This window comes from Pseudomonas sp. Ant30-3 (genome assembly GCF_000690905.1).
In the GTDB taxonomy this organism is placed as follows: domain Bacteria; phylum Pseudomonadota; class Gammaproteobacteria; order Pseudomonadales; family Pseudomonadaceae; genus Aquipseudomonas.
Window position 1 is genome coordinate 1 of record NZ_JMCL01000095.1, and the last position, 24,430, is coordinate 24,430.

The 24,430-nt window shown below is 59.5% G+C and carries 25 protein-coding genes and 4 tRNA genes; 22 read left to right on the top strand and 7 right to left on the bottom strand.

The window, feature by feature from the left end; genetic code table 11:
* On the top strand, positions 1–828 hold an 828-nt coding region (locus DU29_RS0121855), incomplete at its 5' end, for a methyl-accepting chemotaxis protein (protein WP_028623617.1).
* A 49-nt stretch (positions 829–877) separates the two neighbouring features.
* On the opposite strand, the gene DU29_RS0121860 is transcribed toward DU29_RS0121855, so the two are convergent.
* Entirely contained in the window at positions 878–1,636 is a 759-nt protein-coding gene (locus tag DU29_RS0121860; RefSeq protein WP_033050781.1) for a hypothetical protein, read from the bottom strand.
* 387 nt (positions 1,637–2,023) lie between these two features.
* On the opposite strand from DU29_RS0121860, the gene DU29_RS0121865 reads away from it, so the two are divergent.
* The 4 genes from DU29_RS0121865 (at position 2,024) to DU29_RS0121880 (ending at position 2,436) form a co-directional block, all read left to right on the top strand.
* Positions 2,024–2,099: transfer RNA gene (locus DU29_RS0121865), tRNA-Glu, on the top strand.
* Between the two features lie 2 nt (positions 2,100–2,101).
* Positions 2,102–2,177, top strand: a tRNA-Gly gene (locus DU29_RS0121870).
* A 104-nt stretch (positions 2,178–2,281) separates the two neighbouring features.
* Positions 2,282–2,357 (top strand) — tRNA-Glu (locus DU29_RS0121875).
* Between the two features lie 3 nt (positions 2,358–2,360).
* Positions 2,361–2,436: transfer RNA gene (locus DU29_RS0121880), tRNA-Gly, on the top strand.
* Positions 2,437–2,548: 112 nt separating this feature from the next.
* Here the strand turns inward: DU29_RS0121880 and DU29_RS0121885 are convergent.
* From DU29_RS0121885 to DU29_RS0121895, 3 genes are all read right to left on the bottom strand, one after another.
* Positions 2,549–3,190, bottom strand: a complete 642-nt coding sequence (locus DU29_RS0121885) for a LysE family translocator (RefSeq protein WP_028623619.1) — start codon at positions 3,188–3,190, stop codon at positions 2,549–2,551.
* A 1-nt stretch (position 3,191) separates the two neighbouring features.
* The gene (locus tag DU29_RS0121890; protein WP_028623620.1) at positions 3,192–3,962 is read right to left on the bottom strand and encodes a 2OG-Fe(II) oxygenase; all 771 of its coding nucleotides are present in this window, start codon (positions 3,960–3,962) and stop codon (positions 3,192–3,194) included.
* A gap of 83 nt (positions 3,963–4,045) precedes the next feature.
* The gene (locus DU29_RS0121895; protein ID WP_028623621.1) at positions 4,046–4,672 is read right to left on the bottom strand and encodes an alanyl-tRNA synthetase; all 627 of its coding nucleotides are present in this window, start codon (positions 4,670–4,672) and stop codon (positions 4,046–4,048) included.
* Between the two features lie 89 nt (positions 4,673–4,761).
* Here DU29_RS0121895 and DU29_RS0121900 point away from each other — a divergent pair, with 89 nt between their 5' ends.
* Positions 4,762–5,763, top strand: coding sequence for a LysR family transcriptional regulator (locus DU29_RS0121900; protein WP_028623622.1), 1,002 nt, complete (start codon positions 4,762–4,764; stop codon positions 5,761–5,763).
* Positions 5,764–5,868: 105 nt separating this feature from the next.
* Here DU29_RS0121900 and DU29_RS0121905 read toward each other — a convergent pair whose 3' ends face one another.
* Complete coding sequence (locus DU29_RS0121905; RefSeq protein WP_028623623.1) at positions 5,869–6,276, bottom strand: PA2817 family protein; 408 nt, start codon at positions 6,274–6,276, stop codon at positions 5,869–5,871.
* A gap of 74 nt (positions 6,277–6,350) precedes the next feature.
* Positions 6,351–8,798, bottom strand: a complete 2,448-nt coding sequence (locus DU29_RS0121910) for an acyl-CoA dehydrogenase (protein ID WP_028623624.1) — start codon at positions 8,796–8,798, stop codon at positions 6,351–6,353.
* Between the two features lie 239 nt (positions 8,799–9,037).
* Here DU29_RS0121910 and DU29_RS0121915 point away from each other — a divergent pair, with 239 nt between their 5' ends.
* The 4 genes from DU29_RS0121915 (at position 9,038) to DU29_RS0121930 (ending at position 12,206) form a co-directional block, all read left to right on the top strand.
* The gene (locus DU29_RS0121915) at positions 9,038–9,697 is read left to right on the top strand and encodes a transglutaminase-like domain-containing protein (protein ID WP_028623625.1); all 660 of its coding nucleotides are present in this window, start codon (positions 9,038–9,040) and stop codon (positions 9,695–9,697) included.
* Between the two features lie 43 nt (positions 9,698–9,740).
* Entirely contained in the window at positions 9,741–10,364 is a 624-nt protein-coding gene (locus DU29_RS0121920; RefSeq protein ID WP_028623626.1) for a glutathione S-transferase family protein, read from the top strand.
* 133 nt (positions 10,365–10,497) lie between these two features.
* Positions 10,498–11,430, top strand: coding sequence for an ABC transporter ATP-binding protein (locus tag DU29_RS0121925; RefSeq protein WP_028623627.1), 933 nt, complete (start codon positions 10,498–10,500; stop codon positions 11,428–11,430).
* Complete coding sequence (locus tag DU29_RS0121930; protein WP_028623628.1) at positions 11,427–12,206, top strand: ABC transporter permease; 780 nt, start codon at positions 11,427–11,429, stop codon at positions 12,204–12,206. The genes DU29_RS0121925 and DU29_RS0121930 overlap by 4 nt, the downstream gene beginning before the upstream one ends.
* A 60-nt stretch (positions 12,207–12,266) precedes the next feature.
* Here DU29_RS0121930 and DU29_RS0121935 read toward each other — a convergent pair whose 3' ends face one another.
* Positions 12,267–12,785: a DUF2062 domain-containing protein gene (locus DU29_RS0121935; RefSeq protein ID WP_028623629.1), complete on the bottom strand. Its 519-nt coding sequence runs from the start codon at positions 12,783–12,785 to the stop codon at positions 12,267–12,269.
* Positions 12,786–12,933: 148 nt separating this feature from the next.
* Here DU29_RS0121935 and DU29_RS0121940 point away from each other — a divergent pair, with 148 nt between their 5' ends.
* The 12 genes from DU29_RS0121940 to DU29_RS0121995 all read left to right on the top strand — a co-directional run bounded on the left by DU29_RS0121940 (position 12,934) and on the right by DU29_RS0121995 (position 24,391).
* On the top strand, positions 12,934–15,156 hold the full coding sequence (locus DU29_RS0121940; protein WP_028623630.1) for a DNA internalization-related competence protein ComEC/Rec2: 2,223 nt from the start codon (positions 12,934–12,936) through the stop codon (positions 15,154–15,156).
* Positions 15,157–15,254: 98 nt separating this feature from the next.
* The gene (locus DU29_RS0121945; protein WP_028623631.1) at positions 15,255–15,890 is read left to right on the top strand and encodes a MotA/TolQ/ExbB proton channel family protein; all 636 of its coding nucleotides are present in this window, start codon (positions 15,255–15,257) and stop codon (positions 15,888–15,890) included.
* Positions 15,887–16,318, top strand: coding sequence for an ExbD/TolR family protein (locus DU29_RS0121950; RefSeq protein ID WP_028623632.1), 432 nt, complete (start codon positions 15,887–15,889; stop codon positions 16,316–16,318). Before DU29_RS0121945 ends, DU29_RS0121950 begins: the two co-directional genes overlap by 4 nt.
* Positions 16,318–17,328: a tetraacyldisaccharide 4'-kinase gene (gene lpxK, locus DU29_RS0121955; protein ID WP_028623633.1), complete on the top strand. Its 1,011-nt coding sequence runs from the start codon at positions 16,318–16,320 to the stop codon at positions 17,326–17,328. Before DU29_RS0121950 ends, lpxK begins: the two co-directional genes overlap by 1 nt.
* A 25-nt stretch (positions 17,329–17,353) precedes the next feature.
* Positions 17,354–17,539, top strand: a complete 186-nt coding sequence (locus DU29_RS0121960) for a Trm112 family protein (protein ID WP_007945752.1) — start codon at positions 17,354–17,356, stop codon at positions 17,537–17,539.
* Positions 17,536–18,300, top strand: a complete 765-nt coding sequence (gene kdsB / locus DU29_RS0121965; RefSeq protein WP_028623634.1) for a 3-deoxy-manno-octulosonate cytidylyltransferase — start codon at positions 17,536–17,538, stop codon at positions 18,298–18,300. The genes DU29_RS0121960 and kdsB overlap by 4 nt, the downstream gene beginning before the upstream one ends.
* Entirely contained in the window at positions 18,300–18,764 is a 465-nt protein-coding gene (locus DU29_RS0121970; protein ID WP_028623635.1) for a low molecular weight protein-tyrosine-phosphatase, read from the top strand. Before kdsB ends, DU29_RS0121970 begins: the two co-directional genes overlap by 1 nt.
* On the top strand, positions 18,761–19,780 hold the full coding sequence (murB, locus tag DU29_RS0121975) for a UDP-N-acetylmuramate dehydrogenase (protein ID WP_028623636.1): 1,020 nt from the start codon (positions 18,761–18,763) through the stop codon (positions 19,778–19,780). The genes DU29_RS0121970 and murB overlap by 4 nt, the downstream gene beginning before the upstream one ends.
* 246 nt (positions 19,781–20,026) lie before the next feature.
* Positions 20,027–20,497: a (2Fe-2S)-binding protein gene (locus DU29_RS0121980; RefSeq protein WP_028623637.1), complete on the top strand. Its 471-nt coding sequence runs from the start codon at positions 20,027–20,029 to the stop codon at positions 20,495–20,497.
* Positions 20,494–22,815, top strand: a complete 2,322-nt coding sequence (locus DU29_RS0121985) for a xanthine dehydrogenase family protein molybdopterin-binding subunit (protein ID WP_028623638.1) — start codon at positions 20,494–20,496, stop codon at positions 22,813–22,815. The genes DU29_RS0121980 and DU29_RS0121985 overlap by 4 nt, the downstream gene beginning before the upstream one ends.
* Complete coding sequence (locus DU29_RS0121990) at positions 22,815–23,798, top strand: XdhC family protein (protein WP_028623639.1); 984 nt, start codon at positions 22,815–22,817, stop codon at positions 23,796–23,798. The genes DU29_RS0121985 and DU29_RS0121990 overlap by 1 nt, the downstream gene beginning before the upstream one ends.
* Positions 23,795–24,391, top strand: coding sequence for a nucleotidyltransferase family protein (locus tag DU29_RS0121995; protein WP_028623640.1), 597 nt, complete (start codon positions 23,795–23,797; stop codon positions 24,389–24,391). The genes DU29_RS0121990 and DU29_RS0121995 overlap by 4 nt, the downstream gene beginning before the upstream one ends.
* Positions 24,392–24,430 lie beyond the last annotated feature (39 nt).

Consider the following 24,430-nt stretch of genomic DNA (forward strand, 5'->3'; position numbering starts at 1 on the left):
CAGGCGGGGATCGAACAGTTGGCCAGTTCGGCGCAGTCGCTCTCGACGGTCACTGAGCAGACCAATCTTGAAGTCAGCAGCCAGAAGGAAGAAACCGAGCAGGTGGCAACCGCAATGAACCAGATGACCGCCACTGTGCACGATGTCGCCCGCAATGCCGAAGAGGCTGCCCTGGCGGCGCAGACAGCGGACGGCAAGGTTGAAAGTGGTCAGCTCGTGGTGCGTCAGAGCATGGCGCGAATCGAGCAGCTCGCGAATTCCGCGTCTTCCGCGAGTTCCAGCATTGAGAGCTTGAGTGCAGAAATCCAGAACATCGGCACGGTGCTGGGCGTCATCAAAAGTGTGGCGGAGCAGACTAACCTGCTGGCACTCAATGCGGCGATCGAGGCGGCCAGGGCGGGCGAGCAAGGCAGGGGGTTTGCAGTCGTCGCCGATGAGGTGCGTGCCCTGGCCAAACGCACCCAACAATCTACAGAGGAGATTGAGCGTCTGGTCAGCGCATTGCGGTCGGCAGCCCGGTCTTCGGTGCAGCAGATAGAGAACAGCGGCGAGTTGGTCAAGCTGGCGGTGAGTGACGCGTTGCAGACCGAAAGTGCGCTGGGCAGCATTGCTGCTGCCGTCTCTCTGATTCAGCAGATGAACCAGCAAATCGCCGCTGCTGCCGAACAGCAGAGCTCAGTGGCCGAGGAGATCAACCGTAGCGTGACCAGCATTCGGGCCAGCGCTGACCAGTCTTCGTTGGCTATGCAAGGGAATGCAGCGTCGAGTATCGAACTGGCGCAGTTGGGGGTTGAGTTGAAAGGGATGGTGGGGCACTTCAGGCTCTGAGGCAAAAAAAGCCACCGGTTCAGGTGGCTTTCTTTTCATCGGTTGCAGATCAGTCGTAGATTACTTTTTTCTTCCAGTCTGCATCGGCGTCGACCTCTCTGAGGCCCTCGGTGAGCTCGTTCACTTCGCCTTCAACCGGTGCAATGTCGTCCATTACTTGCGCGTTGGCGCGCGCGAGGAGTTTTTCCAGATAGTCCAGCTGTTCCGCGTAGAGTTGTGGTTCCTGTTGCTTGCGCAAGTATTGCACACCGCGTTCGAATGCCAGGCGCGCCTGGCCAGGCTGGTTCTGTTGCAGGGACTTCTGGCCGAGGTTGTTGAAGAACTCGATGTGCAGCAGGACCAGAATATGTCGAACTTCGCGGACCCAGCGTTTGGCTTCGTTGGCCGGCAAAAAACCGTCGTGTGCGGCGCGGGTGATCTGACCGTGAAGCGCTTCCAGAAGGAAACGCACATCTTTGGCTTTGGCTTCCGTCTGAATCGGCGCCGGGGGATTGTTGACCGGAATCGACTCTCCTTGGGCAGCCAGCGCATTCAGTTCGCCGATCCTCGCCTTCAAGTTGGCGCTGGACTTTTCCAGATTCAACAAGCGCTGGCAGACGTTCAGTTCCAGGCGGGTCAAGAGCAGCTTGAGCGCCGGGGTCATCAGCTGGCCGGGAAAGGTTTCGGTGATTTCTCCACAGCGGCGCAAGCGGTCATTGAGTTCGACTTTGGTGCGGGCTTTTTCCAGCTTATTGTTTTCCACCACATGGTTCATGTAGCCAATGGCGATCAATAGCGCAATCCCGGCTACGACTAGCAGGGTGATCATGAGTGGTGTCACCGGTAAGACCTCTTTATAGGGTTCGCGTGCGAGTGTAGTGACTCGGCATTGGGTCGCATAGGACCGCTCGGCGAGTCAACCGGCGGTTACACTTATATCGGCCGGTGTCAGGCTTATATAAGCACCGCGTAAAAAATTGCATTTTGCCATCATCTGCTGCCCACGGACTATAACGCCTTGGCAGTCGACAGAATATAGGCGTCAACCTCTGGTCGTGGCAAAACCCGGATTGGTGACCTAAAGCAGGGCGAAGTCATTGATTTAAATAAATTTATATATGGGGGTTGACGACCCCCCAATCCATCCATAGAATGCGCGCCACTTACAGCGTAAAGCACACAGCGGAACGCGGTAGGAAGTGAATGTTGTACGTGTGTCCCCTTCGTCTAGTGGCCTAGGACACCGCCCTTTCACGGCGGTAACAGGGGTTCGAGTCCCCTAGGGGACGCCATTGCGGGAATAGCTCAGTTGGTAGAGCACGACCTTGCCAAGGTCGGGGTCGCGAGTTCGAGTCTCGTTTCCCGCTCCAATTTTAAACAGCGTTGCTTTTGGGCAGCGCTGAGTGAAACCAGAACCAATTCTTCGGATGCGGTTCTGGGCACCGAAACACACACCATGTGTTCCGGGCAGCGTGTCCCCTTCGTCTAGTGGCCTAGGACACCGCCCTTTCACGGCGGTAACAGGGGTTCGAGTCCCCTAGGGGACGCCATTTGCGGGAATAGCTCAGTTGGTAGAGCACGACCTTGCCAAGGTCGGGGTCGCGAGTTCGAGTCTCGTTTCCCGCTCCAATTTCACAAAAACGCCGCTCATTGAGCGGCGTTTTTGTATGCCCGCGATTTAACCGACCAAGTCGAAAAGGCCTGCCAGCTTGGCTGTGCGGGCCTTTTGCCTGGGGCGGATTTACATCGACAGCATCATTCGCCCTGCGAACAAAATCAGGATCACTCCCATCGTCCGCTCAAACCAGTGCCCCATGCGCATGAACATGAGCCGAACCCGTGGGCTGGAAAAGAACAGCGCGACTATCACAAACCACAGTGCATTGACGAAACACATCCAGACGCCATACATCGCCTGCACGCTGAGCGGTGTTGTGACGCTAACGAGGGTAGTAAAGATTGCCAGGAAAAACAGCGTCGCCTTGGGATTGGTAGCGTTGGTCAGAAACCCTGTGGTGAACGCCTTTGGCAGCGTCTGCTCGACCTTCGGTTCGTCTGGTCCTTTGTCTCCCTCCAGTGCTGATTTGGGTTGGCTGCGCAACAGACTGGCGCCCAGGTACAGGATGTAGGCGCCGCCCACGACCTTGGCCACGGTCAATAGCCACGGCGTGGTGTGCATCAACGCGCCGACGCCGAGTAGGGTGTAGAGCACATGCACGGAAATTCCCGCGCCGATGCCCAGAGCCGTACAGATGCCAACCCATCGACCGAAGCGCACGCTCTGACGGATGGTGACGGCAAAGTCAGCGCCGGGCGCGACCACGGCGAGAAAGTGAATCGTAGCCAACGCCACAAACTCGCCAAAGTAATTCGAAAGCTCCATTTCAACTCCAGAAAGTGAGGGGTGAGGCGTCGCCGCGATAGCCGACAAAAAATGAAAGGCTCAAGCGCGGATCTGCCACCCCTGGCGTCACAGCGTGCATGCGCCGCGAATTGAACATGATGAAGTCGCCAGGCTCGGGTAAAACTTCCAGGGTCGGAGTACCCAGTAGCGACGGATCGATCCCGTAACTGTCGCCGCGCATTTCGTCGAACTCATCCGGTGAAATATCGTGATCCCACATTTGCAGAGCCCCACCCTCGGTGGGCATGTTCAGGTAGACGTTGCAGGCAAATTGCGCTTCCAGGCTCCTGGCCTGACTGCTGTCGGGAGCGTCCTTGGCGAATATGTCGTGGTGCGCCAGAAAGCAAACGCCGGGTTTCACAACGCGCGATAGGCCGACATACATTTTGCGACCGTACAGGTTTTCCAGATGCGCACCTGCCGGCCAGGTCTCATCAAGCATGCAGCGCAGGGTGTCCACCGGGGATGAGGAGGGGGCACATCGGTTGCGCAGCTCTGCAATGTTGCGAGTCGCGCGCTCGAAATAGTCTTCGATCAGCAACGGCTGATTTTCCGCTTCATAGAACGCCATACCGATACGGCCGATGCTCGGGGCGTTGATGTAGCCTTCGAACCCAGGTGCGAGAATTCTATCGCCAATCTGAATCGCCAGCGGCGCAGGCAGGAAGCCTTTGACACGCAGGGCGAGGATTTCCTCATTAGCAAGTTTTTTTATGCACGTCTCATCGAGACACTCGACGTCAAGCATCATGGTTCAGGTCCATCTATCAGAGATCAGCCAAACCTGCGTAGGCAGGCTCCTTCGGCGTCAGGCGATGAAGGTGCCGCCATCGCTCAGTCCACGCTGTAGTGAACTGACAGGGTTCCTTTTTTTTGCGAAATGGAATCGATGGTCATCACGCCCAAATCCTTCAGGCTGCGTACATGGGTTCCGCCGCAGCCATAAGCCGGCAGGTCACCGAAACCTATTTCCCGGGCGCCTTCGCGCAGCGAGATCAAGCGCGGCAGGTCATCGTCAATCCATTGATCGATAGCCTTTTGAACCGCAGTCGGGTCTACATCTTGTGCGGCGTCGGTTGGTTTGAATTGCACGCGACCCTCGCCAGGCCAGTGATGAGCCTTGATCGGCATCCAGCCCATGGCCTGGACGAAATGGCCGATCAGATGGCCGGCGGAGTGCATCCGCGTATTAAATCGGCGGCGCTGCTCGTCCACGTGAATCAGGGTCATGCCGATATCCACCGGGCGATCAACGAAGTGAATGATCCGGTCCGGATCCTGAAGCACGCGCAGTACCCGACTTTCGCCGATCCAGCCGATGTCGTAAGGCTGCCCGCCGCCTTGAGGATGGAAAAGTGTGGCGCGCAACTCCACGGCGAACTCGTTCTCGCAGGGCGCGCATTCCAGGACTTCCACATTGGCTTTGAGGTCGTCATTGTGGAAAAAGAGGCGAAGTGTCATATCCCAAGCCCTGATTAAAGTACTTCTTTCATTATATGAAGGCTGGATTTGCGTGATAATCCGTTCAAACATCAAAGGACTGTTGCGTTGTGAGCATAAATCTTCCACTGCCGCTGCTGGGTGAAATGGCCATTTTCGTCAGGGTTGTCGAGACCGGCAGCTTCTCTGAAGCGGCCCGCCAGTTAGGCTCTTCACCCTCAGCCGTGAGTCGCAGCATCTCCCGACTGGAGAAGGCGCTTGCGATCCGCTTGCTTCAACGAACCACGCGCAAGCTTCGTCTGAGCGATGGCGGCGAGGAGGTATTCCAGCGCTGCCAGGAGATGGTCAGCGCGGCCCGTTCCGTGATGGAGATCAGCGGGCAATTCACCCAGGAGGCTGAAGGCCTGGTCCGTATCAGCGTCCCTAAGGCGGTGGGACGATTCGTGATCCATCCACACATGCCGGAGTTTTTGCGGCGTTATCCCAAAGTCGATGTGGAACTGTTGCTTGAGGACCGCCAGGTGGACCTGATCGATGACAATGTGGATCTGGCAATTCGTATCACCGATCGCCCACCCGCCGGTCTGGTGGGGCGTCAGTTGTTGACCATCGACCACTTGCTCTGCGCGACGCCGCAATACCTGGCAGAGCACGGTACGCCCACCTCCCCGCAGGATTTAGTCGCCCACAGTTGCATCTATCTGGGCGAAACGCCGAGTGATGCGCGCTGGAAATTCAAAAAGGGCACGAAGGCAGTCACTGTGGGAGTACGAGGGCGTTACGCGGCTAATCACACGGGCGTCCGCCTGGGGGCTGTTTTGCAGCACATCGGAATTGGCAGCCTGCCTTACTTCACCGCGCGTTATGCGCTGGAGCAGGGCTTGATTGTGCAGGTGTTGCCGGACTGGACGTTTCAGGCGTCGTCTTATCACGGTGGTGCCTGGTTGTTGCACTCGCCGACGCGCTATATGCCGCCGAAGCTACGGGTGTTGATTGATTATCTGGTGGAGTGTCTGCAGAGAGAACCGACGTTGAGCAAGCCGGGTACAACGGGTGTGTCGAGCAGTGCCGCGACGCAGTATGAATTGCCGGAGAGTGAGGGCTTGCTCTGATTTCCACTTCGCGATCAGGCCACCCCGTCACTGCCTGGTCTTAGGCCGAAACAAAAAAGGCCCGCATGAGCAGTCATGCGGGCCTTGTGCATTCCTGATTCAGGTTCAGTGCTTGCTGTCATCGTCCGACATGGCCAGCAACTGCTTCTCCTGATTCCAGTCGAACGGTTCGTCGTTTTGTTCAGCTTCGAAACGACGCTCTTCCAGTGCCTGATACAGAGCGATTTCCTCATCAGGCATGTAGTGCAGGCAGTCGCCGGCGAAGTACCACAGCAGGTCGCGCGGAACCAGGTGGGCGATTTGCGGATAGCGGGTAATCACCTGGCACAGGATGTCCTGGCCCAAGTATTGGCTTTCGATCGGATCAACCGGCAGCAAGGCACGCAGTTCGTCGAAGCGCTCCAGAAACAAGGCATGGCTTTCTTCGGGAACCTGCTCGGCCTCACCCACGGCGACCAGGATGCTACGCAAGTGGTCGAGCAAAACGAGATGATCGGCAACGATGTTGGACACGAGATAAGTCCTCAAGAGCAAAACGGGCGCGGGAGTATAAAGCTCCGGCGCCCGTTTTTACATGGTGGGTGGGATCAGCGGACTTTGCCTTCCGCCAGCGCCAGCTCCTCTTTATCGAAATCATCGACATCGATGACCTTGCGGCGCGCCGCTTCTGCGGTACGCAAGGTCTGCGCTTCGACAGGTTGCAAGACGCCAGCCTCGAGCGCTGCATCAATGGCGTGCTCGCCAGCGGTCGGTTTGACTTGCCCACTTTTGAGCGCCACATGCAGCTTTTTCTGCAGCGGTTGGGTGGCGTTCAATTGATCGCACGCATGTTGCAGGGCGCCGACGGCATCATCGGCCGATTGCGGACGGTAGCAACCGCCAAGCAGTTCCTCAAGGGTCGGATCGCCCTTGGCGCGGCCAATCACGGCTGCCACTTCTGCATCGAGTTTGTCCGATGGGCCTTTGTGACGGCGACCGAACGGGAACACGATGACCCGCAACAGACAACCCAGCACCTTGTTCGGGAAGTTAGTCAGCAGCTCGTCCAGCGCGTGCTCCGACTGGCCGAGGCTTTCCTCCATAGCCCAGGTGAATAGCGGTGCCATGTGCTCCGGGGAATCAAGGTCGTGGTAACGCTTGAGCGCAGCAGAGGCGAGGTACATGTGGCTGAGTACATCGCCCAGACGGGCTGACAGCCGCTCACGACGTTTCAGTTCACCGCCCAGCAGCATCATGCTCAGGTCGGCCAACATGGCGAATGCTGCAGCCTGACGATTGAGTGCCCGGAAGTATCCTTGGCTGAGTTTGTTGCCAGGCGCGTGTTCGAAGTGCCCGAAACCAAGATTCAGCACCAGCGTGCTGGCGGCATTGCTGACAGCGAACCCGATGTGCTTGAGCAACAGACCATCGAACTCGACGAGTGCCTGATCCTTGTCTTCACGACCAGCTAGTGCCATTTCCTTGAGCACGAACGGATGGCAGCGAATCGCGCCCTGGCCGAAGATCATCAGATTGCGCGAGAGAATGTTCGCGCCTTCGACGGTGATGAAAATCGGCGCGCCGTTCCAGCTGCGGCCCAGGTAATTGTTAGGTCCCATAATGATCGCCTTGCCGCCGTGTACATCCATGGCGTGGCTGATGCATTCGCGACCGCGTTCGGTCAGGTGATACTTGAGGATTGCGGACAGTACCGACGGCTTCTCGCCGAGATCGACCGCATTGGCGGTCAGCATCCGCGCCGCGTCCATCATCCAGGCGTTGCCGCCGATACGCGCCATGGCTTCCTGAATGCCCTCGAATGCGGACAGTGGAACATTGAACTGCTCACGAATTTGCGCGTATTGGCCGGTCACCAGGCTGGTGAACTTCGCCGCGCCGGTACCTACCGCTGGCAACGAAATCGAGCGCCCGACCGACAGGCAATTCATCAGCATCATCCAGCCCTTGCCGAGCATTTCCTGGCCGCCGATGAGGTAGTCCAGCGGGATGAACACATCCTTGCCGGAGTTGGGGCCGTTCATGAATGCAGCGCCGAGTGGCAAATGCCTGCGGCCGATTTCTACGCCGGGAGTGTCTGTCGGAATCAGCGCCAGGCTGATCCCGAGGTCTTCCTTGTCGCCCAGCAAGTGCTCAGGGTCGTAGGCCTTGAATGCCAGGCCGAGGAGGGTGGCCACAGGGCCGAGGGTGATGTAGCGCTTTTCCCAGTTGAGGCGCAGGCCGAGGGTTTCTTCGCCTTCCCACTGGCCTCTGCAAATGATCCCGGTGTCGGGCATCGCGCCGGCATCCGAGCCAGCGAGTGGGCCAGTCAGGGCGAAGCACGGAATGTCGTCGCCGCGAGCCAGTCGTGGCAGGTAATGGTTGCGTTGTTCGTCAGTCCCGTAATGCAGCAACAGTTCAGCCGGGCCGAGGGAGTTGGGCACCATCACGGTGGAGGCCAGGTCGCCGCTGCGGGTCGCCAGTTTCATCGCCACTTGCGAGTGGGCGTAAGCGGAGAAGCCCTTGCCGCCGAATTCCTTGGGAATGATCAGCGCGAAAAAGCCGTTGTCCTTGATGTGGGTCCAGGCCTCGGGCGGCAGGTCCATGTCCTGGCCAATCTGCCAGTCGCTGACCATCGTGCACAGCTCTTCGGTCGGACCGTCGATGAACGCCTGCTCTTCTTCGGTCAACTGCACTTTCGGGTAGGACAGCAGTTTGTCCCAATCCGGACGTCCGCTGAACAATTCGCCGTCCCACCACACCGTGCCGGCATCGATGGCATCGCGTTCGGTCTGCGACATCGGCGGCAAAGTTTTCTGAAACCAGCTGAACAGCGGCGCAGTGAAATACTTGCGGCGCAGATCAGGCAACAGCAAAGGCGCTGCCACCACGGCGATCAGGATCCAGCAAATCAGCAGCAGCCAACCCGGTGCATGGCTGAAGGCGCCCATGGCGACCAGGTAAACGGCAACGATGCACAAGGCGGGCAGCGGGGCGATGCGGCGGTGGGCCAAATACGCTATTCCGACAACCAGAACCAGTATCCACAACAGCAGCATATTTAATCCTCCGTGAATCAGAGCAAAACCAGCCTTCAGAGCTTAGACGGCATCCGTAAAACAGGGTGGTCAGAGCAGGTGATAGAAATCGTGGGAAAACCGTGATGAATTTTGTAGGACTGATGACTGACAATTTCATTCACAAACCAAGCACCAATGCGCCTAAGTTTGGCTGAAACGTCGTTATCTCTGTGCTGAACCTGCCGCTAGACTCGGGGCTTCTCCAGGAGATCGTCTGCATGCACGAGTATCTGAGTCCCGGCCGCTTCATCGATAGTGACCACCCCTCAGTGGTGGAGTTCGCGGAAAAGCATCGCGGCAACGCTCGCGACCCTGTCGAGCAGGCGATCAGTCTCTATTACGCGGTGCGCGAAGCGGTGCGTTACAACCCTTATACCTTTAGTCGTGACCCGGAAACATTACGTGGCAGTTATGCGCTCGCGATCGGGGAGAGTTACTGCGTGCCCAAAGCGACGTTGCTGGCAGGCGCGGCCAGGCACTGCGGGATACCTGCACGGATTGGCCTGGCGGATGTGCGAAATCATTTATCCACCCCGCGTTTGCTCGAACTGCTCAAGAGTGACGTGTTCGCCATGCATGGTTATACCGAGCTTTACCTGAACGGCCGCTGGGTGAAGGCGACACCGGCGTTCAATCAGGGGCTGTGCGAACTGTTCAACGTCGCGCCGCTGGAATTCGACGGCATTCACGACAGTGTTTTTCATCCGTTCAACCGCGATGGCCAGCAGTTGATGGAATACCTGATCGATCATGGTCAGTTCACCGACGTGCCCGAAGCATTCTTTTTCGAGCACCTGAAAAAGTGCTATCCGCATCTGTTCAGCGACGAGTTGCCGGTGCTATTGGGTGACATGCAGAGTGATTTGAGTCACGCCTGATCCGGCGTATGCTGCCTGCGCATTCATACATAAAGAGGCGGTCATGCTGAAGATCTGGGGTCGCAAGAATTCGTCGAATGTCAGAAAACCGCTGTGGGCCGCCGAGGAATTAGGGCTCGCCTACGAGGCCATTGATGCCGGCGGTGCGTTTGGCGTGGTCGATACGCCTGAGTACCGCGCGATGAATCCCAACGGGCGCGTGCCGGTCATCGAAAACGACGGTTTTGTGCTGTGGGAGTCCAATGCCATCGTGCGTTACCTGACGGCGTCGCATGCCAGCGGCACGGCCTGGTATCCGGAGAATCTGCAAGCACGCGCCACGGCCGACAAATGGATGGACTGGACCACCTCAAGTTTTGCCGGCCCTTTCCGCACTGTGTTCTGGGGCGTCTTGCGCACACCGCAAGAGCAGCAGGACTGGCCGGCGATCAACGCTGCGATCAAGGAATGCGACGGTCTGCTGGCGATGGCCGATCAGGCATTGGCGACCCAGCCATTTCTGTCGGGCGCTGAAATCGGCATGGGCGACATTCCTCTCGGCAGTTTCATTTATGCCTGGTTCGAGATGCCAATCGAGCGCGCGCCGCAACCTCATCTGGAGGCCTGGTATGCCCGCCTGAAACAGCGTCCGGCGTATCAGAAAGCGGTCATGACCGCGTTGACTTAATACTCACTATCGACACAGTTGACTGTACTTGTGTGGCGGCGGCACGCACCATTGCGCTCATGTGCTGCGGTTGCAATGCTCGCCGCCCGCCCTTATTTATCCCTTTCTTCCCTTCTTGGTGCGTAAATCCGATATGAGTTCCGCTCTGTCCATCCGGCAGCTAACCAAAACCTACGGCAACGGTTTCCAGGCATTGAGTGGTATCGATCTGGACGTCGCCGAAGGTGACTTTTTCGCCTTGCTCGGCCCGAACGGCGCTGGCAAATCCACCACCATCGGCATTCTCTCGACCCTGGTGAACAAGACCAGCGGCACCGTGAACATCTTCGGTCACGACCTGGACAAGAATCCCGCGCAGCTCAAACGCTCCATTGGCGTAGTGCCGCAGGAATTCAATTTCAACCAGTTCGAAAAAACCTTCGACATCGTCGTGACTCAAGCCGGTTATTACGGTATCCCGCCGAAAATTGCCAAGGAACGTGCCGAGCAGTACCTGACTCAACTGGGCCTGTGGGACAAGCGCGATGTGCCTTCGCGTTCTCTGTCCGGCGGCATGAAACGTCGACTGATGATTGCCCGCGCGCTGGTTCATGAACCGCGCCTGTTGATCCTCGACGAACCGACGGCGGGCGTGGACATCGAGCTGCGGCGTTCGATGTGGACTTTCCTCACCGAGCTGAATCAGAAAGGCATCACCATCATCCTCACCACGCATTATCTGGAAGAGGCCGAGCAGCTGTGTCGTAACATCGGCATCATCGACCACGGCACCATTGTCGAAAACACCAGCATGAAACAGCTGCTCGGCCAGTTGCATGTGGAAACGTTTTTGCTCGACATCAAGAACACCTTGAGCGCAGCACCGCAGTTGCTCGGTTATCCGACCAGGCTGCTGGACAGCCACACCGTGGAAGTTCAGGTCGACAAGGCCATGGGCATTACCGCGTTGTTCACTCAGTTGGCGCAGCAAAACATCGAAGTGTTGAGCTTGCGTAATAAAACCAATCGCCTTGAGGAGTTGTTCGTGTCCCTGGTGGAGAAGAATCTGTCGAAGGTGGCGGTATGAGTTCCGAGCTGCAACCCAACCTCGTTGCCCTCAATACCATCGTCTACCGTGAAGTGAAGCGCTTCACCCGGATCTGGCCGCAAACCCTGCTGCCACCGGCGATCACCATGGTTCTGTACTTTGTGATTTTCGGCAATCTGATTGGCCGGCAAATTGGTGAGATGGGTGGTTTCACCTATATGGAATACATCGTGCCGGGCCTGATCATGATGTCGGTGATCACCAACTCCTACGGCAATGTGGTTTCGAGTTTCTTCGGCAGCAAGTTCCAGCGTTCCATTGAGGAATTGATGGTGTCGCCGGTTTCACCGCACACCATTTTGATCGGTTACACCTTGGGGGGCGTGCTGCGTGGCCTGATGGTCGGGGTTATTGTGACGCTGCTTTCGCTGTTCTTCACTGATCTGCAGGTGCATCACTTGGGTGTGACCATTCTGGTGGTGGTACTGACGGCGACGATCTTTTCGCTGTTGGGATTCATCAACGCCGTGTTTGCGCGCAACTTTGACGACATCTCGATCATCCCGACCTTTGTGCTGACGCCGTTGACGTATCTGGGTGGGGTGTTTTATTCGATCACGTTGCTGCCGCCGTTCTGGCAGACAGTGTCGTTGGCGAACCCGGTGTTGCATATGGTCAACGCGTTTCGCTACGGGATTCTAGGGGTTTCGGACATCCGGATCAGTGTGGCGATCACCTTCATGCTGGTGGCGACGGTGGCTTTGTATATAGGTTGTGCACGACTGCTGGTGAGCGGGCGGGGCATGCGGACTTAAACCCCAACCGATCAAACGCCGAGCAAAAAAAGGCCTCCCTTAAAGGAGGCCTTTTTGCATTCAGCGCATTCTCTTTTTCTTGCGTTTGGCCCATTGCCGGCTCACCCACCAACGCCAATACATCATCACCAGAAAGTAGGCCAATACGCCCAGCACCAACCCCACGACCACCGATCCGAGCAAAAACGGCTGCCACAAGGTCGAGAGTTGGCCGCTGATCCATTCCCAGGTCAACTCATCAGGCAGATGGCGCGCAGGCACATCCATCAGCCAGGCGCCGGTCTGATACGTACAGAAAAACACGGCTGGCATGGTGATCGGATTGGTCAGCCAGACCAGGCTCACCGCGATCGGCATGTTGCCGCGTACGATAATCGCCAGCACTGCGGCCACCAGCATCTGCAACGGAATCGGCAGGAACGCGGCAAACAGCCCCACTGCCATGCCCCGGGCGACAGAGTGGCGGTTGAGGTGCCAAAGGTTCGGGTCGTGCAGCAAGGTGCCGAGAAAGCGTAAGGATTTGTGTTCCTTGATGCTGGTCGGGTCTGGCATGTAGCGTTTAAATAAGCGCCGGGGCATAAGGCTTCTCGGTCGGTTAAGGCGGCAAGTATGTCTGGATTCTAGGAGTCGCCCATTCAGACTTTGTGACAATTAATAACGACGCACGTGCCATGCGCCGACTATCCCTAGTGGAGGCCCTAATGGAGGGGCTCTCAAGGACGGGCGTATGCGCACAGGGATGATGGCGCTGGCGTCAGGTTTGCTGACGCTGCGATTTTTACCGGAATTACCACCGGTCTGGTTTTGGACGCTACTGCCGCTGGCAGGTCTGATGGCGCTGCCTTTCAGGGCGTATCCATGTGCATTTTTCGCGTTTGGCTTCAGTTGGGCCTGCGCGAGCGCGCAGTGGGCGCTGGATGATCGACTGCCGATCAGTCTAGATGGGGAAACACGCTGGGTAGAAGGTCGGGTCACCGGGTTGCCGCAGACCGGTGAAGGCGTCGTACGTTTCGAGCTCGCGGATGCCCGGTCGCGCCACTCGCAAGTGCCGCAGCGCTTGCGCATCGCCTGGTATGACGGGCCGTCCGTCAACAGTGGCGAACGCTGGCGGCTGGCAGTAAAACTCAAACGGCCGGCCGGTTTGCTCAATCCGCATTCATTCGATTACGACGCCTGGTTACTTGCGCAACGCATCGGCGCCACCGGGACCGTCAAGGATGGCCAGCGAATCAGCGAAGCTCGATGGGCCTGGCGCGACGGGATCCGTCAGCGCCTGCATGCAGTAGACGCGCAAGGGCGAAACGGGGCATTGGCGGCGCTGGTGTTGGGAGACGGCGGCGGGCTGGCTCGCGAGGATTGGCAGGTATTGCAGGACACCGGCACCGTGCATCTGCTGGTGATTTCCGGCCAGCACGTCGGCATGCTGGCGGGCGTCGTTTACCTGTTGATCGCCGGTCTTGCGCGGTACGGGTTATGGCCCAGCCGCCTGCCATGGCTGCCTTGGGCGTGTGGGTTGGCCTTTGCCGCCGCGCTGGGCTACGGATTGCTCGCCGGTTTTGACGTGCCCGTGCGGCGGGCCTGCGTGATGATTGGTCTGGTGCTGTTGTGGCGCCTGCGCTTTCGTCATCTCGGCGCGTGGTGGCCGCTGCTGCTGGCGCTCAATGGCGTGCTGCTGATGGATCCGCTGGCGAGTCTGCAACCGGGTTTATGGCTGTCCTTCGGCGCTGTGGCGATTTTGATCTTCACCTTTGGCGGGCGATTGGGTCCGTGGCGATGGTGGCAAACCTGGACCCGCGCGCAGTGGCTTATCGCAATCGGTCTGTGTCCGCTGTTGTTGATACTGGGCTTGCCGATTAGTGTCAGTGGCCCTCTGGCCAATCTGATTGCGGTGCCTTGGGTCAGTCTGGTGATTCTGCCTCCGGCATTGCTGGGCACGGTGTTGCTGCCGATTCCCTACGTCGGCGAAGGGCTGCTGTGGCTCGCGGGTGGGTTGATCGACTGGCTGTTCACTGGTCTCGAATCGGTGGCCGGACAGATTCCGGCCTGGGTGCCGGAAGCCATTCCGATCTGGGTGTGGGCGATGGCGACCGCCGGCGCCTTGCTCCTGCTGATGCCTCGCGGCATGCCGATGCGCCCACTGGGCTGGCCGCTGCTGTTATTACTGGTGTTTCCCCCGCGCCCGCTGCTGGATGAAGGCATCGCCCATGTCTGGCAACTGGACGTGGGCCAGGGACTGGCGATTTTCGTGAGGACTCGTCATCACACACTGCTGTACGACACCGGGCCGCGCTTCGGCGATTTTGACCTCGGCGAGCGGGTGGTGCTACCAACGCTGCGCAAACTGGGGGTGAACAGTCTCGACATGATGCTGATCAGTCACGCCGACGCCGATCACGCGGGCGGCGCGCGTGCGGTCGCCAGAGGCCTCCCCGTCACGCAAGTGATCAGCGGCGACCCCTTGGCGTTACCGGCTGAGCTTGGCGCCCAAGCCTGCGAAACCGGCAAGCAATGGACGTGGGACGGGGTCAGTTTCGAGCTTTGGCAATGGCAGTCGGCAACAGACAGCAATCAGAAGTCCTGTGTCCTGCAAGTCGAAGCCAACGGCGAACGCTTGCTGCTGACCGGCGACATCGACACCGCCGCCGAACGAGCGCTGCTCGACAGCCCACTCGCCGTGCCCACCGAATGGTTGCAGGCGCCGCATCACGGCAGCCGCAGTTCGTCCTCGCCGGCATTGCTTATCGCGCTGCAACCCAAAGCGGTGCTGATTTCCCGAGGTAACGGCAATTCGTTCGGCCACCCGCATCCGACGGTGATCGCCCGCTATCAAAAACGCGGCATGGTCATTCATGACAGTGCCAGGCAGGGCGCCATCCGTCTGCTGCTCGGGCGCTTCGAGGTGCCGTGGACAATGCGTCAGGAGCAGCGTTTCTGGCGCTCCTCGGATTAAATCAGGGTGAGCTGCGCCCGACCGGATGCGACATCCCGGTCTTCGGTGTACTCAGCCCCTATGGTAGAGTGGCGCACTTTTTCGAGGGGGCTGTCACTGTGTGGGAATTGGTCAAATCCGGCGGCTGGATGATGCTGCCGATCATTCTGAGTTCCATTGCGGCCATGGCGATCGTCGCCGAGCGCCTGTGGACCCTGCGTGCCAGTCGCGTGACCCCGGAGCACTTGCTCGGGCAAGTCTGGGTCTGGATCAAAGACAAGCAGCTCAATAAAGAAAAACTCAAGGAATTACGCGCCAACTCGCCGTTGGGCGAAATTCTGGCCGCGGGCCTGGCCAACTCCAAACACGGTCGCGAGATCATGAAGGAGTGCATCGAAGAGGCTGCAGCACGGGTCATTCACGAACTCGAGCGCTATATCAATGCCCTCGGCACCATCGCCGCCATGGCGCCGTTGCTCGGCTTGCTCGGTACGGTGCTGGGCATGATCGATATCTTCAGTGCGTTCATGGGCACGGGCATGACCACCAATGCCGCAGTGCTGGCCGGTGGTATTTCCAAGGCGCTGATCACCACGGCAGCGGGCCTGATGGTCGGTATTCCTGCCGTCTTCTTCCACCGCTTCCTGCAGCGCCGGGTCGATGAACTGGTGGTAGGCATGGAACAGGAAGCGATCAAACTGGTGGAAGTTGTTCAGGGTGATCGTGACGTGGACCTGAGCGGGGGCAAAGCGTGAAATTCCGCCGCAAGCATCGGGAGACTGTGGATATCAACCTCGCGTCGCTGATCGACGTGGTGTTTATTTTGCTGCTGTTTTTCGTCGTGACCACTACGTTTACCCGGGAAACCCAACTGCGTGTCGAACTGCCGGAAGCGGTCAGCGGTTCGCCTGCCGAAGACCAGCAGGCCAAACGCCTCGACGTGGCCATCAGCGCTGAAGGTGCGTTCTCGGTGAATGACCGGGTGCTGCCCAAAAACGATCTGGCAACGCTGATGGATGCCCTGCAGAAAGAATCCAACGGTGACACCGAGATGCCGCTGTCCATCAGCGCCGATGGCAAGACCCAGCATCAATCGGTGATCACCGCCATGGACGCCGCCGGCAAACTCGGCTTCAGCCACCTGCGCATGACCACAGTCGAGGCGGCGCCGCCCGCACCCTGATGGCCATGTCCGATCGCTTGCTCGCCGCGTGGTACCAGGGCCATCCGGCCCTGACGCTGCTGCGGCCGCTGGAGTGGTTGTACCGCCGTGTGGTGATGAGCAAGCGTCAGCGCTTTCTGGCAGGCGAGGGGCAGATCTATCAGCCGCCGGTGCCGCTCATTGTGGTGGGCAACATCACGGTCGGCGGCACTGGCAAGACGCCGTTGATCCTGTGGATGATCCAGCACTGCCAGCGCAGCGGTTTACGGGTCGGCGTGGTCAGTCGCGGCTACGGCGCCAAGCCGCCGCAACTGCCATGGCGGGTCGACGTCGAGCACAGCGCGGCGATGGCCGGTGACGAACCGCTGCTGATCGTGCAACGTACCGGCGTCCCTTTGATGATCGATCCCGATCGCAGTCGCGCTGTTCAGGCCCTGCTGGCGAGCGAGCCGCTGGACCTGATTCTCTCTGACGACGGCATGCAGCACTACCGACTGGCCCGCGATCTGGAGCTGGTGTTGATTGATGCAGCGCGAGGCCTTGGCAATAAACGCTGCCTGCCCGCGGGCCCGTTGCGTGAGCCGGTCGAGCGCCTGCAAAGCGTTGACGCCGTGCTTTATAACGGCGCCGCTGATGATCGCGATGACGGCTTCGCTTTTCAGCTGCAGCCTACCGAACTGGTCAACCTTAACAGCGGCGAACGGCGTTCCCTGGATCACTTCCCTCCCGGCCAGGCGCTGCATGCCGTGGCTGGAATCGGCAACCCGCAGCGTTTCTTCACGACCCTCGAAACGCTACACTGGCAGCCGATCCCCCATGCGTTTGCCGACCATGCTGAATACAGCGCCCAGGCTTTGAATTTCACGCCGTCATTGCCATTGGTGATGACCGAAAAGGACGCGGTCAAGTGCCGTGCCTTTGCCGCCGCCGATTGGTGGTATCTGGCGGTCGATGCTGCGCCGTCGCCGGCCTTCGTGGCCTGGTTTGATACGCAGCTGATGCGCCTGTTGCCGGCTCGTCTTTTGCCTTAACACTGTCTTTATCCAGGGAATGCTCATGGACACCAAATTGCTCGATATCCTCGCTTGCCCGGTCTGCAAAGGCCCGCTCAAGCTCAGCGCCGACAAAACCGAGCTGATCAGCAAAGGCGCCGGTCTGGCGTACCCGATTCGTGACGGCATCCCGGTGATGCTGGAAACCGAAGCCCGCACCCTGACCACTGACGAGCGTCTGGATAAATGACCACAGCCTTTACCGTCGTCATTCCATCGCGTTACGCCTCTACCCGTTTGCCGGGCAAACCGCTGCTGCTGATCGCCGGCAAGCCAATGATCCAGCATGTCTGGGAGCAGGCCCGCAAAAGCAGCGCCGAACGCGTGGTGGTTGCCACCGACGACCCGCGCATTGTCGAGGCCTGCAAAGGATTCGGCGCCGAAGTGGTGCTGACCCGCGAAGACCACAATTCCGGCACAGATCGGCTGGCCGAGGTCGCCGCCAAGCTGGGTTTGGCGCCTGATGCGATTGTGGTCAACGTGCAGGGCGACGAGCCGTTGATTCCGCCGAGTGTTATCGATCAGGTCGCAGCCAACCTCGCCGTCCACACCGAAGCGCGCATGGCCACCCTCGCCGAGCCGATCGAAGATGTTGACACCCTGTTCAACCCCAACGTGGTCAAGGTCGTCAGTGACCTCAATGGCCTCGCGCTGACGTTCAGTCGCGCGACGCTGCCCTGGGCTCGGGACGCTTTCGCAAAGAACCGCGAGGTACTGCCGGAAGGCGTGCCGTATCGTCGTCACATTGGCATCTATGCCTACCGCGCCGGTTTCCTCCAGGACTTTGTCAGTTGGGGGCCGTGCTGGCTGGAAAACACAGAATCGCTGGAACAGCTGCGTGCCCTTTGGCACGGCGTGCGCATTCACGTGGCTGACGCGTTGACCGCGCCGCCGACCGGCGTCGACACTGCCGAAGACCTCGAACGCGTTCGTCGCCTGCTGGAGGCCTGATGCGGGTTTTGTTCGTCTGCCTGGGCAACATCTGCAGGTCGCCCACGGCCGAAGGCGTGCTGCGGCATAAATTGCGTCAAGCGGGGCTGGCCGATCAGATCGAAGTCGCCTCCGCCGGCACTGGTGACTGGCACGTCGGCAAGGCGCCGGACAAGCGCAGTCAGGCCGCGGCCCGAGAGCGTGGCTACGACCTGTCGGCCCAGCGCGCCCAGCAAGTAACGCGCGCCGATTTCTCCCGCTACGATCTGATCCTCGCGATGGACAACAGCAATCTGCGCAACCTCAAGGCCTTGCAACCGGCCAAGGGCAGGGCAGAGCTGGACCTGTTTCTGCGTCGGTACCAGTCAGAGCGGGATGAAGTGCCGGACCCGTACTACGACGGCGATCAGGGCTTCGAGCAAGTGCTGGACCTGATCGAGCGTGCAAGCGATTTGCTGGTGGTCGAATTGAAGGGACGTTTATGAGTTTGCAGGTACAGCCGCAGGTATCGCTGAAACCCTTCAACAGTTTCGGCGTCGACGTGCAGGCCCGTTTGTTTGCCGAAGCCCACAGCGATGCCGACGTTCGCGAAGCGCTGACGTATGCCGCGCAGCACAATGTGCCGTTGCTGGTGATTGGCGGTGGCAGCAACTTGCTGCTCACTGCCGACGTTCAGGCGTTGGTGTTGCGCATGGCAACGCGCGGAATTCGCATCCTCAGCGACGACGGCAGCAGGGTTGTGATCGAAGCCGAAGCGGGCGAGCCGTGGCATCCGTTTGTTCAGCACACATTGGCGCAAGGCTTGTCAGGGCTGGAAAACCTCAGCCTGATTCCCGGCACCGTTGGCGCAGCGCCAATGCAGAACATCGGTGCCTACGGGGTCGAAATCAAGGATGTGTTCGCCGGCCTGACCGCGCTGGATCGACAGACCGGCGAGCTGCGCGATTTCACTTTGCAGGAATGCAACTTCGCCTACCGCGACAGCCTGTTCAAGCAACTACCGGGACGCTGGTTGATTTTGCGGGTGCGTTTCGCCCTGAACCGCGCCGCCCACTTGCATCTGGAATACGGCCCGGTGCGCCAGCGCCTGAGTGAGCAAGGCATCGAGCAGCCAACGGCCAGCGACGTCAGCCAGGCCATTTGCAGCATCCGCAACGAAAAACTCCCGGACCCGGCGGTGCTCGGCAATGCCGGCAGCTTTTTCAAGAATCCGCTGGTGCCGGCCGCGCTGGTCACGCAGCTCAAAAGCGAATACCCGGATCTGGTGGCGTATGCACAACCGGACGGGCAAATGAAAATCGCGGCGGGCTGGCTGATCGAGCGCGCCGGGTGGAAAGGCTTTCGTGAGGCCGATGCCGGCGTGCACAAATTGCAGGCCCTGGTGCTGGTCAACTACGGCAACGCTTCCGGTCTGCAGTTGCTTGATCTGGCTCAACGCATTCAGAAAGACATCTTTGCGCGTTTCCACGTCGAGCTGGAAATGGAGCCCAATCGGTATTGAGCGTCTAAGCTTTAAAGACTGATTGAAAAGCCCTGCACGATAGAATTGTGCAGGGCTTTTTTGTTAATGCTGGGTTAACTTAGTCCTCTAACGATGCATTCATTTGCTCCACCAAAGGCCCGGTGTAGACGTTGCCGTCTGCACAAGAGAGCCGTATTAGCCTGAGCCGGTCTGCGTGGTGCCCATCGCGATATCCACGCGGCAGATAGCTCGACCCCATAACCGAAACATGATGCGGGCGTGCCCATGATTACCCTCAAACTTAATGGCCAAGACCATCAACTCGATGTCACCGAGGACATGCCGCTGCTCTGGGCAATCCGTGATGTCGCCGGTTACAACGGCACCAAATTCGGCTGCGGCATGGGCCTGTGCGGCGCCTGCACGATTCATATCGAAGGTGCTCCTGCGCGTAGCTGCATCACGCCGATTGGCTCGGTGATCGGCCAGAATGTCACCACCATTGATAACCTCCACGCTGACCCGGTCGGCAAAGTCGTCCAGCAAGCCTGGCTCGATACGGCGGTAGCTCAGTGCGGTTACTGCCAGGGCGGGCAAATCATGTCAGCGACGGCCTTGCTCAAAACCAACCCGAACCCCAGCGACGAGCAAATTGAAGAAGCGATGGTCGGCAACATCTGCCGTTGCGGCACTTACAACCGCATCAAGACCGCCATCCGCCAGGCCTCCACACATTTGAAGGAGGCCAAGGCATGAGCCGCTTACCGAACGATTTCGCCCTGAGCAACCTCAGTCGCCGTGGTTTTCTCAGAGGTGTCGGCGCGACCAGCGCGCTGGTGCTCGCAGCCAGTTGGGGATGGCAGGATGCATTCGCCGACGAGAAAGAAAAGAAATTCGGCGCCGACGGCATGCCCAACGGCTGGATCGATGACCCGAAGGTGTACGTCAGCATTGCCGCAGACGGCACGGTGACGGTGGTCTGCAACCGTTCGGAAATGGGCCAGGGCGTGCGCACCAGCCTGACCATGGTCGTCGCCGATGAGCTGGACGCCGACTGGGCGCTGGTCAAGGTGCAACAGGCGCCGGGCGATGAAGTGCGCTTCGGTAATCAGGACACCGACGGTTCACGCAGCATGCGTCATTGGTACGAGCCGATGCGTCGCTGCGGTGCGGCCGCGCGGACCATGCTCGAACAGGCAGCCGCTGCGCAGTGGAAGGTCCCGGTCGGTGAATGCCGTGCGCAGTTGCATAAAGTGATCCACCAGCCTTCCGGACGCGAGCTGGGTTATGGCAAGTTGGCTGCGGCAGCAGGTGCATTGGCTGTCCCGGCCAGCAATAGCCTGCGCCTCAAGCAGCCATCGGAATTCCGCTACATCGGCAAGGAAAGCAGCCGCGCTATCGATGGCGCCGACATCGTCAATGGCCGTGCAGTCTACGGCGCCGACGTGCACTTTGAAGGCATGCTCTACGCCGCTATTGCCCGCCCGGCGGTGTATGGCGGCAAGGTCAAATCCCTGGATGACAGCGCGGCGCTGAAAGTCGCGGGTGTGCTGAAAGTCGTGCGAATCGAAGGTCGTCCGCTGCCATCGGAATTCCAGCCGCTGGGCGGCGTGGCCGTCGTGGCGAGCAATACCTGGGCAGCGATCAAGGGCCGTGACGCGCTGAAAATCGAGTGGGACGATGGCCCTCACGCCAGTTATGACTCGATCGCCTATCGCAAGGAACTGGAGGCTTCATCGCTCAAGCCCGGCAAAGTAGTGCGCAACACCGGCAGCATCGACGCCGCCATGAACGACGCCGACAGCACTCTCGAAGCTTCCTATTACCTGCCGCACCTGGCGCAAGCGCCGATGGAACCGATGGTCGCCGTCGCCCGTTTCAAGGACGGCGTCTGCGAAGCATGGGCACCCAGTCAGGCCCCGCAAGTCACCCGCGAACGCATCGGTGAACGGCTCGGTATTGCGTTCGACAAAGTCACTGTCAACGTGACGTTGCTGGGCGGCGGTTTCGGTCGCAAGTCCAAGCCGGACTTCATCATTGAAGCGGCTGTTCTTGCCAAGGAATTTCCGGGCAAAGCCGTACGGGTGCAGTGGACTCGCGAAGACGATATCCACTGTTCCTATTTCCACACGGTATCGGCCGAATACCTCAAAGCCAGTCTGAACAAGGACGGCCTGCCTTCCGGTTGGCTGCACCGCACGGTAGCGCCAAGCATTACTGCACTGTTCGCGCCGGGCATGAACCACGAAGCGGCGTTCGAGCTGGGCATGGGTTTCACCAACATGGCTTACGCGATCCCCAACGTACGACTGGAAAACCCCGAAGCCGTGGTTCACACGCGAGTCGGCTGGTATCGCTCGGTGTCGAACATTCCCCACGGTTTTGCCATTCAGAGTTTTGTCGATGAGCTGGCGCACAAGGCCGGCCAGGATCCGCTGAAGTACCAAATCAAACTGCTCGGCCCGGACCGTCAGATCGATCCGCGCACCTTGAGCGAAGAATGGAACTACGGTGAATCGCCGGAGCGTTATCCGATCGATACCGGGCGGATGCGCGCGGTTCTCGAAACCGCAGCCAAAGCCGCCGGCTGGGGACGTCAATTGCCGAAGGGTCGCGGTCTTGGTCTGGCCGTGCATTACAGCTTCGTGACTTACGTGGCGGCGGTGATTGAAGTCGAGGTCAAGGACGACGGCACGTTGATCGTGCACAAGGCTGACATTGCGGTGGATTGCGGTCCGCAGATCAACCCGGAGCGGATTCGCTCGCAGTTCGAAGGCGCCTGCGTCATGGGCCTGGGCAACGCTGTGCTGGGGGAAATCAGCTTCAAGGACGGCAAGGTTCAGCAAGACAACTTCCACATGTACGAAGTGGCGCGGATGTCGCTGGCGCCGAAGGAAATCGCCGTGCATCTGGTTACGCCGCCAGGGGACGTGCCGTTGGGCGGTGTGGGTGAGCCCGGAGTGCCACCGATTGCGCCAGCGCTGTGCAATGCGATTTTCGCCGCGACCGGCAAGCGTATCCGCGACCTGCCTGTGCGTTATCAGCTGCAAGGCTGGCAGAAGGCTGACGCCTGATGGACAGCGTCGATCTGAACGTTCTGCGCAGCGTCCTCGAATGGCGCCGCGCCGGCCAGCGAGTGGTGTTGTACAGCGTGGTTCAGACCTGGGGCACCGCGCCCCGGGCGCCGGGCGCTATGTTGGCCCTGCGCGAGGATGGCGTGGTGATCGGCTCGGTGTCCGGTGGCTGCGTCGAGGATGATCTGATCGCCCGTCTGCACGACGGCCGCATTCCGGCCGACGGGCCGCCGGTGCAACTCATCACTTATGGCGTGACGCGCGAGGAGGCTGCACGTTTTGGTTTGCCGTGCGGCGGCACCTTGCGCCTGACTGAAGAACGCGTCGGCGATCCGCAATGGGTCGACGAATTGCTGGCACGCTGCGAAGCGCATGAAATCGTTGCGCGCTCGCTGGACCTGGCGACCGGTGAAGTAACGCTGTCAGCTGCGGACAAATCCGATGCGCTGAGTTTTGACGGCGATACCCTGCGTGCGATTTATGGTCCGCGCTGGCGGTTGTTGCTGATCGGCGCCGGACAGCTTTCACGTTATGTCGCAGAAATGGCCCGGTTGCTGGACTTCGAGGTATTGATCTGCGATCCCCGCACCGAATTCGTCTACGGCTGGGAAGAACAGCACGGTCGCTTTGTTTCCGGCATGCCGGATGAAGCGGTGCTCAATATTCAGACCGACGAACGCACGGCCATTGTTGCGTTGACCCACGATCCGCGTCTGGATGACATGGCGCTGCTGACGGCGCTCGACTCCAGGGCTTTTTATGTCGGTGCACTGGGCTCGCGGGTCAACAGCCTTAAACGGCGCGATAACCTGGCTCAGTTGGGCTTGTCGGCGGAGGCCATCGGGCGCTTGCACGGCCCGATCGGTCTGCACATCGGCAGTCACACCCCGGCGGAAATCGCCTTGTCGTTGCTGGCCGAAATCGTGGCGATCAAAAACGGCGTCGAGCTCAAGCAGAAAAAGCCCTTGCAGGAGGCTGTATGAGCGAACCCATCGGCGTGATCGTGTTGGCGGCAGGACAGGGCAGTCGTTATCGGCAGGCTGCCGGTGCCGACAAGGATAAATTGCTGGCGGACTGTACCGGGCGTGACGGCACGATTCGCTCTGTGATCGAGCACGTGCTGATGAGTGTGCCGGTTTCTTTGGAAAAGCGCGTGCTGGTGACGACCGAGGATCGCCCGCAGGTGATTCGCATGGCGCAGGCGTATGGTTTCGAGATTGTGCTTATTGCGTCTACGGGCATGGGCGACAGCATCGCGGCCGGGGTGTCGGCGTCAGCTCAGTTGGGTGGCTGGTTGATTGTGCTGGGAGACATGCCGTTTGTTCTGCCCTCAACGGCGGAGCAGGTGCTGGCAGGGATAGCGGATGACGCGATCAGCGTGCCGGTGCATGTCGGTGAGTTTGGGCATCCGGTGGGTTTCGGGCGCAGCTTCGGTCCCGGGCTGATGGCGCTGTCTGGAGATCGCGGGGCGAGGCCGTTATTTGCGCATGGCCGAGTATTGGAAGTGACAGTGGATGATCCCGGGGTGTTGTGGGATGTAGATGTGCCTGAATCACTAATCTTCAAACCTGCATAAATTCCCTGTGGGAGCGAGCCTGCTCGCGATGGCGGTGAG

Excerpts from the sequence above, each read along its gene's own strand:
- DU29_RS0121860 (WP_033050781.1), bottom strand. The coding sequence starts at position 1,636 with ATGATCACCCTGCTAGTCGTAGCCGGGATTGCGCTATTGATCGCCATT.
- DU29_RS0121885 (WP_028623619.1), bottom strand. The coding sequence starts at position 3,190 with ATGGAGCTTTCGAATTACTTTGGCGAGTTTGTGGCGTTGGCTACGATT.
- DU29_RS0121890 (WP_028623620.1), bottom strand. The coding sequence starts at position 3,962 with ATGATGCTTGACGTCGAGTGTCTCGATGAGACGTGCATAAAAAAACTT.
- DU29_RS0121895 (WP_028623621.1), bottom strand. The coding sequence starts at position 4,672 with ATGACACTTCGCCTCTTTTTCCACAATGACGACCTCAAAGCCAATGTG.
- DU29_RS0121910 (WP_028623624.1), bottom strand. The coding sequence starts at position 8,798 with ATGCTGCTGTTGTGGATACTGGTTCTGGTTGTCGGAATAGCGTATTTG.
- DU29_RS0121915 (WP_028623625.1), top strand. The coding sequence starts at position 9,038 with ATGCACGAGTATCTGAGTCCCGGCCGCTTCATCGATAGTGACCACCCC.
- DU29_RS0121920 (WP_028623626.1), top strand. The coding sequence starts at position 9,741 with ATGCTGAAGATCTGGGGTCGCAAGAATTCGTCGAATGTCAGAAAACCG.
- DU29_RS0121925 (WP_028623627.1), top strand. The coding sequence starts at position 10,498 with ATGAGTTCCGCTCTGTCCATCCGGCAGCTAACCAAAACCTACGGCAAC.
- DU29_RS0121930 (WP_028623628.1), top strand. The coding sequence starts at position 11,427 with ATGAGTTCCGAGCTGCAACCCAACCTCGTTGCCCTCAATACCATCGTC.
- DU29_RS0121935 (WP_028623629.1), bottom strand. The coding sequence starts at position 12,785 with ATGCCCCGGCGCTTATTTAAACGCTACATGCCAGACCCGACCAGCATC.
- DU29_RS0121940 (WP_028623630.1), top strand. The coding sequence starts at position 12,934 with ATGCGCACAGGGATGATGGCGCTGGCGTCAGGTTTGCTGACGCTGCGA.
- lpxK (WP_028623633.1), top strand. The coding sequence starts at position 16,318 with ATGGCCATGTCCGATCGCTTGCTCGCCGCGTGGTACCAGGGCCATCCG.
- DU29_RS0121960 (WP_007945752.1), top strand. The coding sequence starts at position 17,354 with ATGGACACCAAATTGCTCGATATCCTCGCTTGCCCGGTCTGCAAAGGC.
- kdsB (WP_028623634.1), top strand. The coding sequence starts at position 17,536 with ATGACCACAGCCTTTACCGTCGTCATTCCATCGCGTTACGCCTCTACC.
- DU29_RS0121970 (WP_028623635.1), top strand. The coding sequence starts at position 18,300 with ATGCGGGTTTTGTTCGTCTGCCTGGGCAACATCTGCAGGTCGCCCACG.
- murB (WP_028623636.1), top strand. The coding sequence starts at position 18,761 with ATGAGTTTGCAGGTACAGCCGCAGGTATCGCTGAAACCCTTCAACAGT.
- DU29_RS0121980 (WP_028623637.1), top strand. The coding sequence starts at position 20,027 with ATGATTACCCTCAAACTTAATGGCCAAGACCATCAACTCGATGTCACC.
- DU29_RS0121985 (WP_028623638.1), top strand. The coding sequence starts at position 20,494 with ATGAGCCGCTTACCGAACGATTTCGCCCTGAGCAACCTCAGTCGCCGT.
- DU29_RS0121990 (WP_028623639.1), top strand. The coding sequence starts at position 22,815 with ATGGACAGCGTCGATCTGAACGTTCTGCGCAGCGTCCTCGAATGGCGC.
- DU29_RS0121995 (WP_028623640.1), top strand. The coding sequence starts at position 23,795 with ATGAGCGAACCCATCGGCGTGATCGTGTTGGCGGCAGGACAGGGCAGT.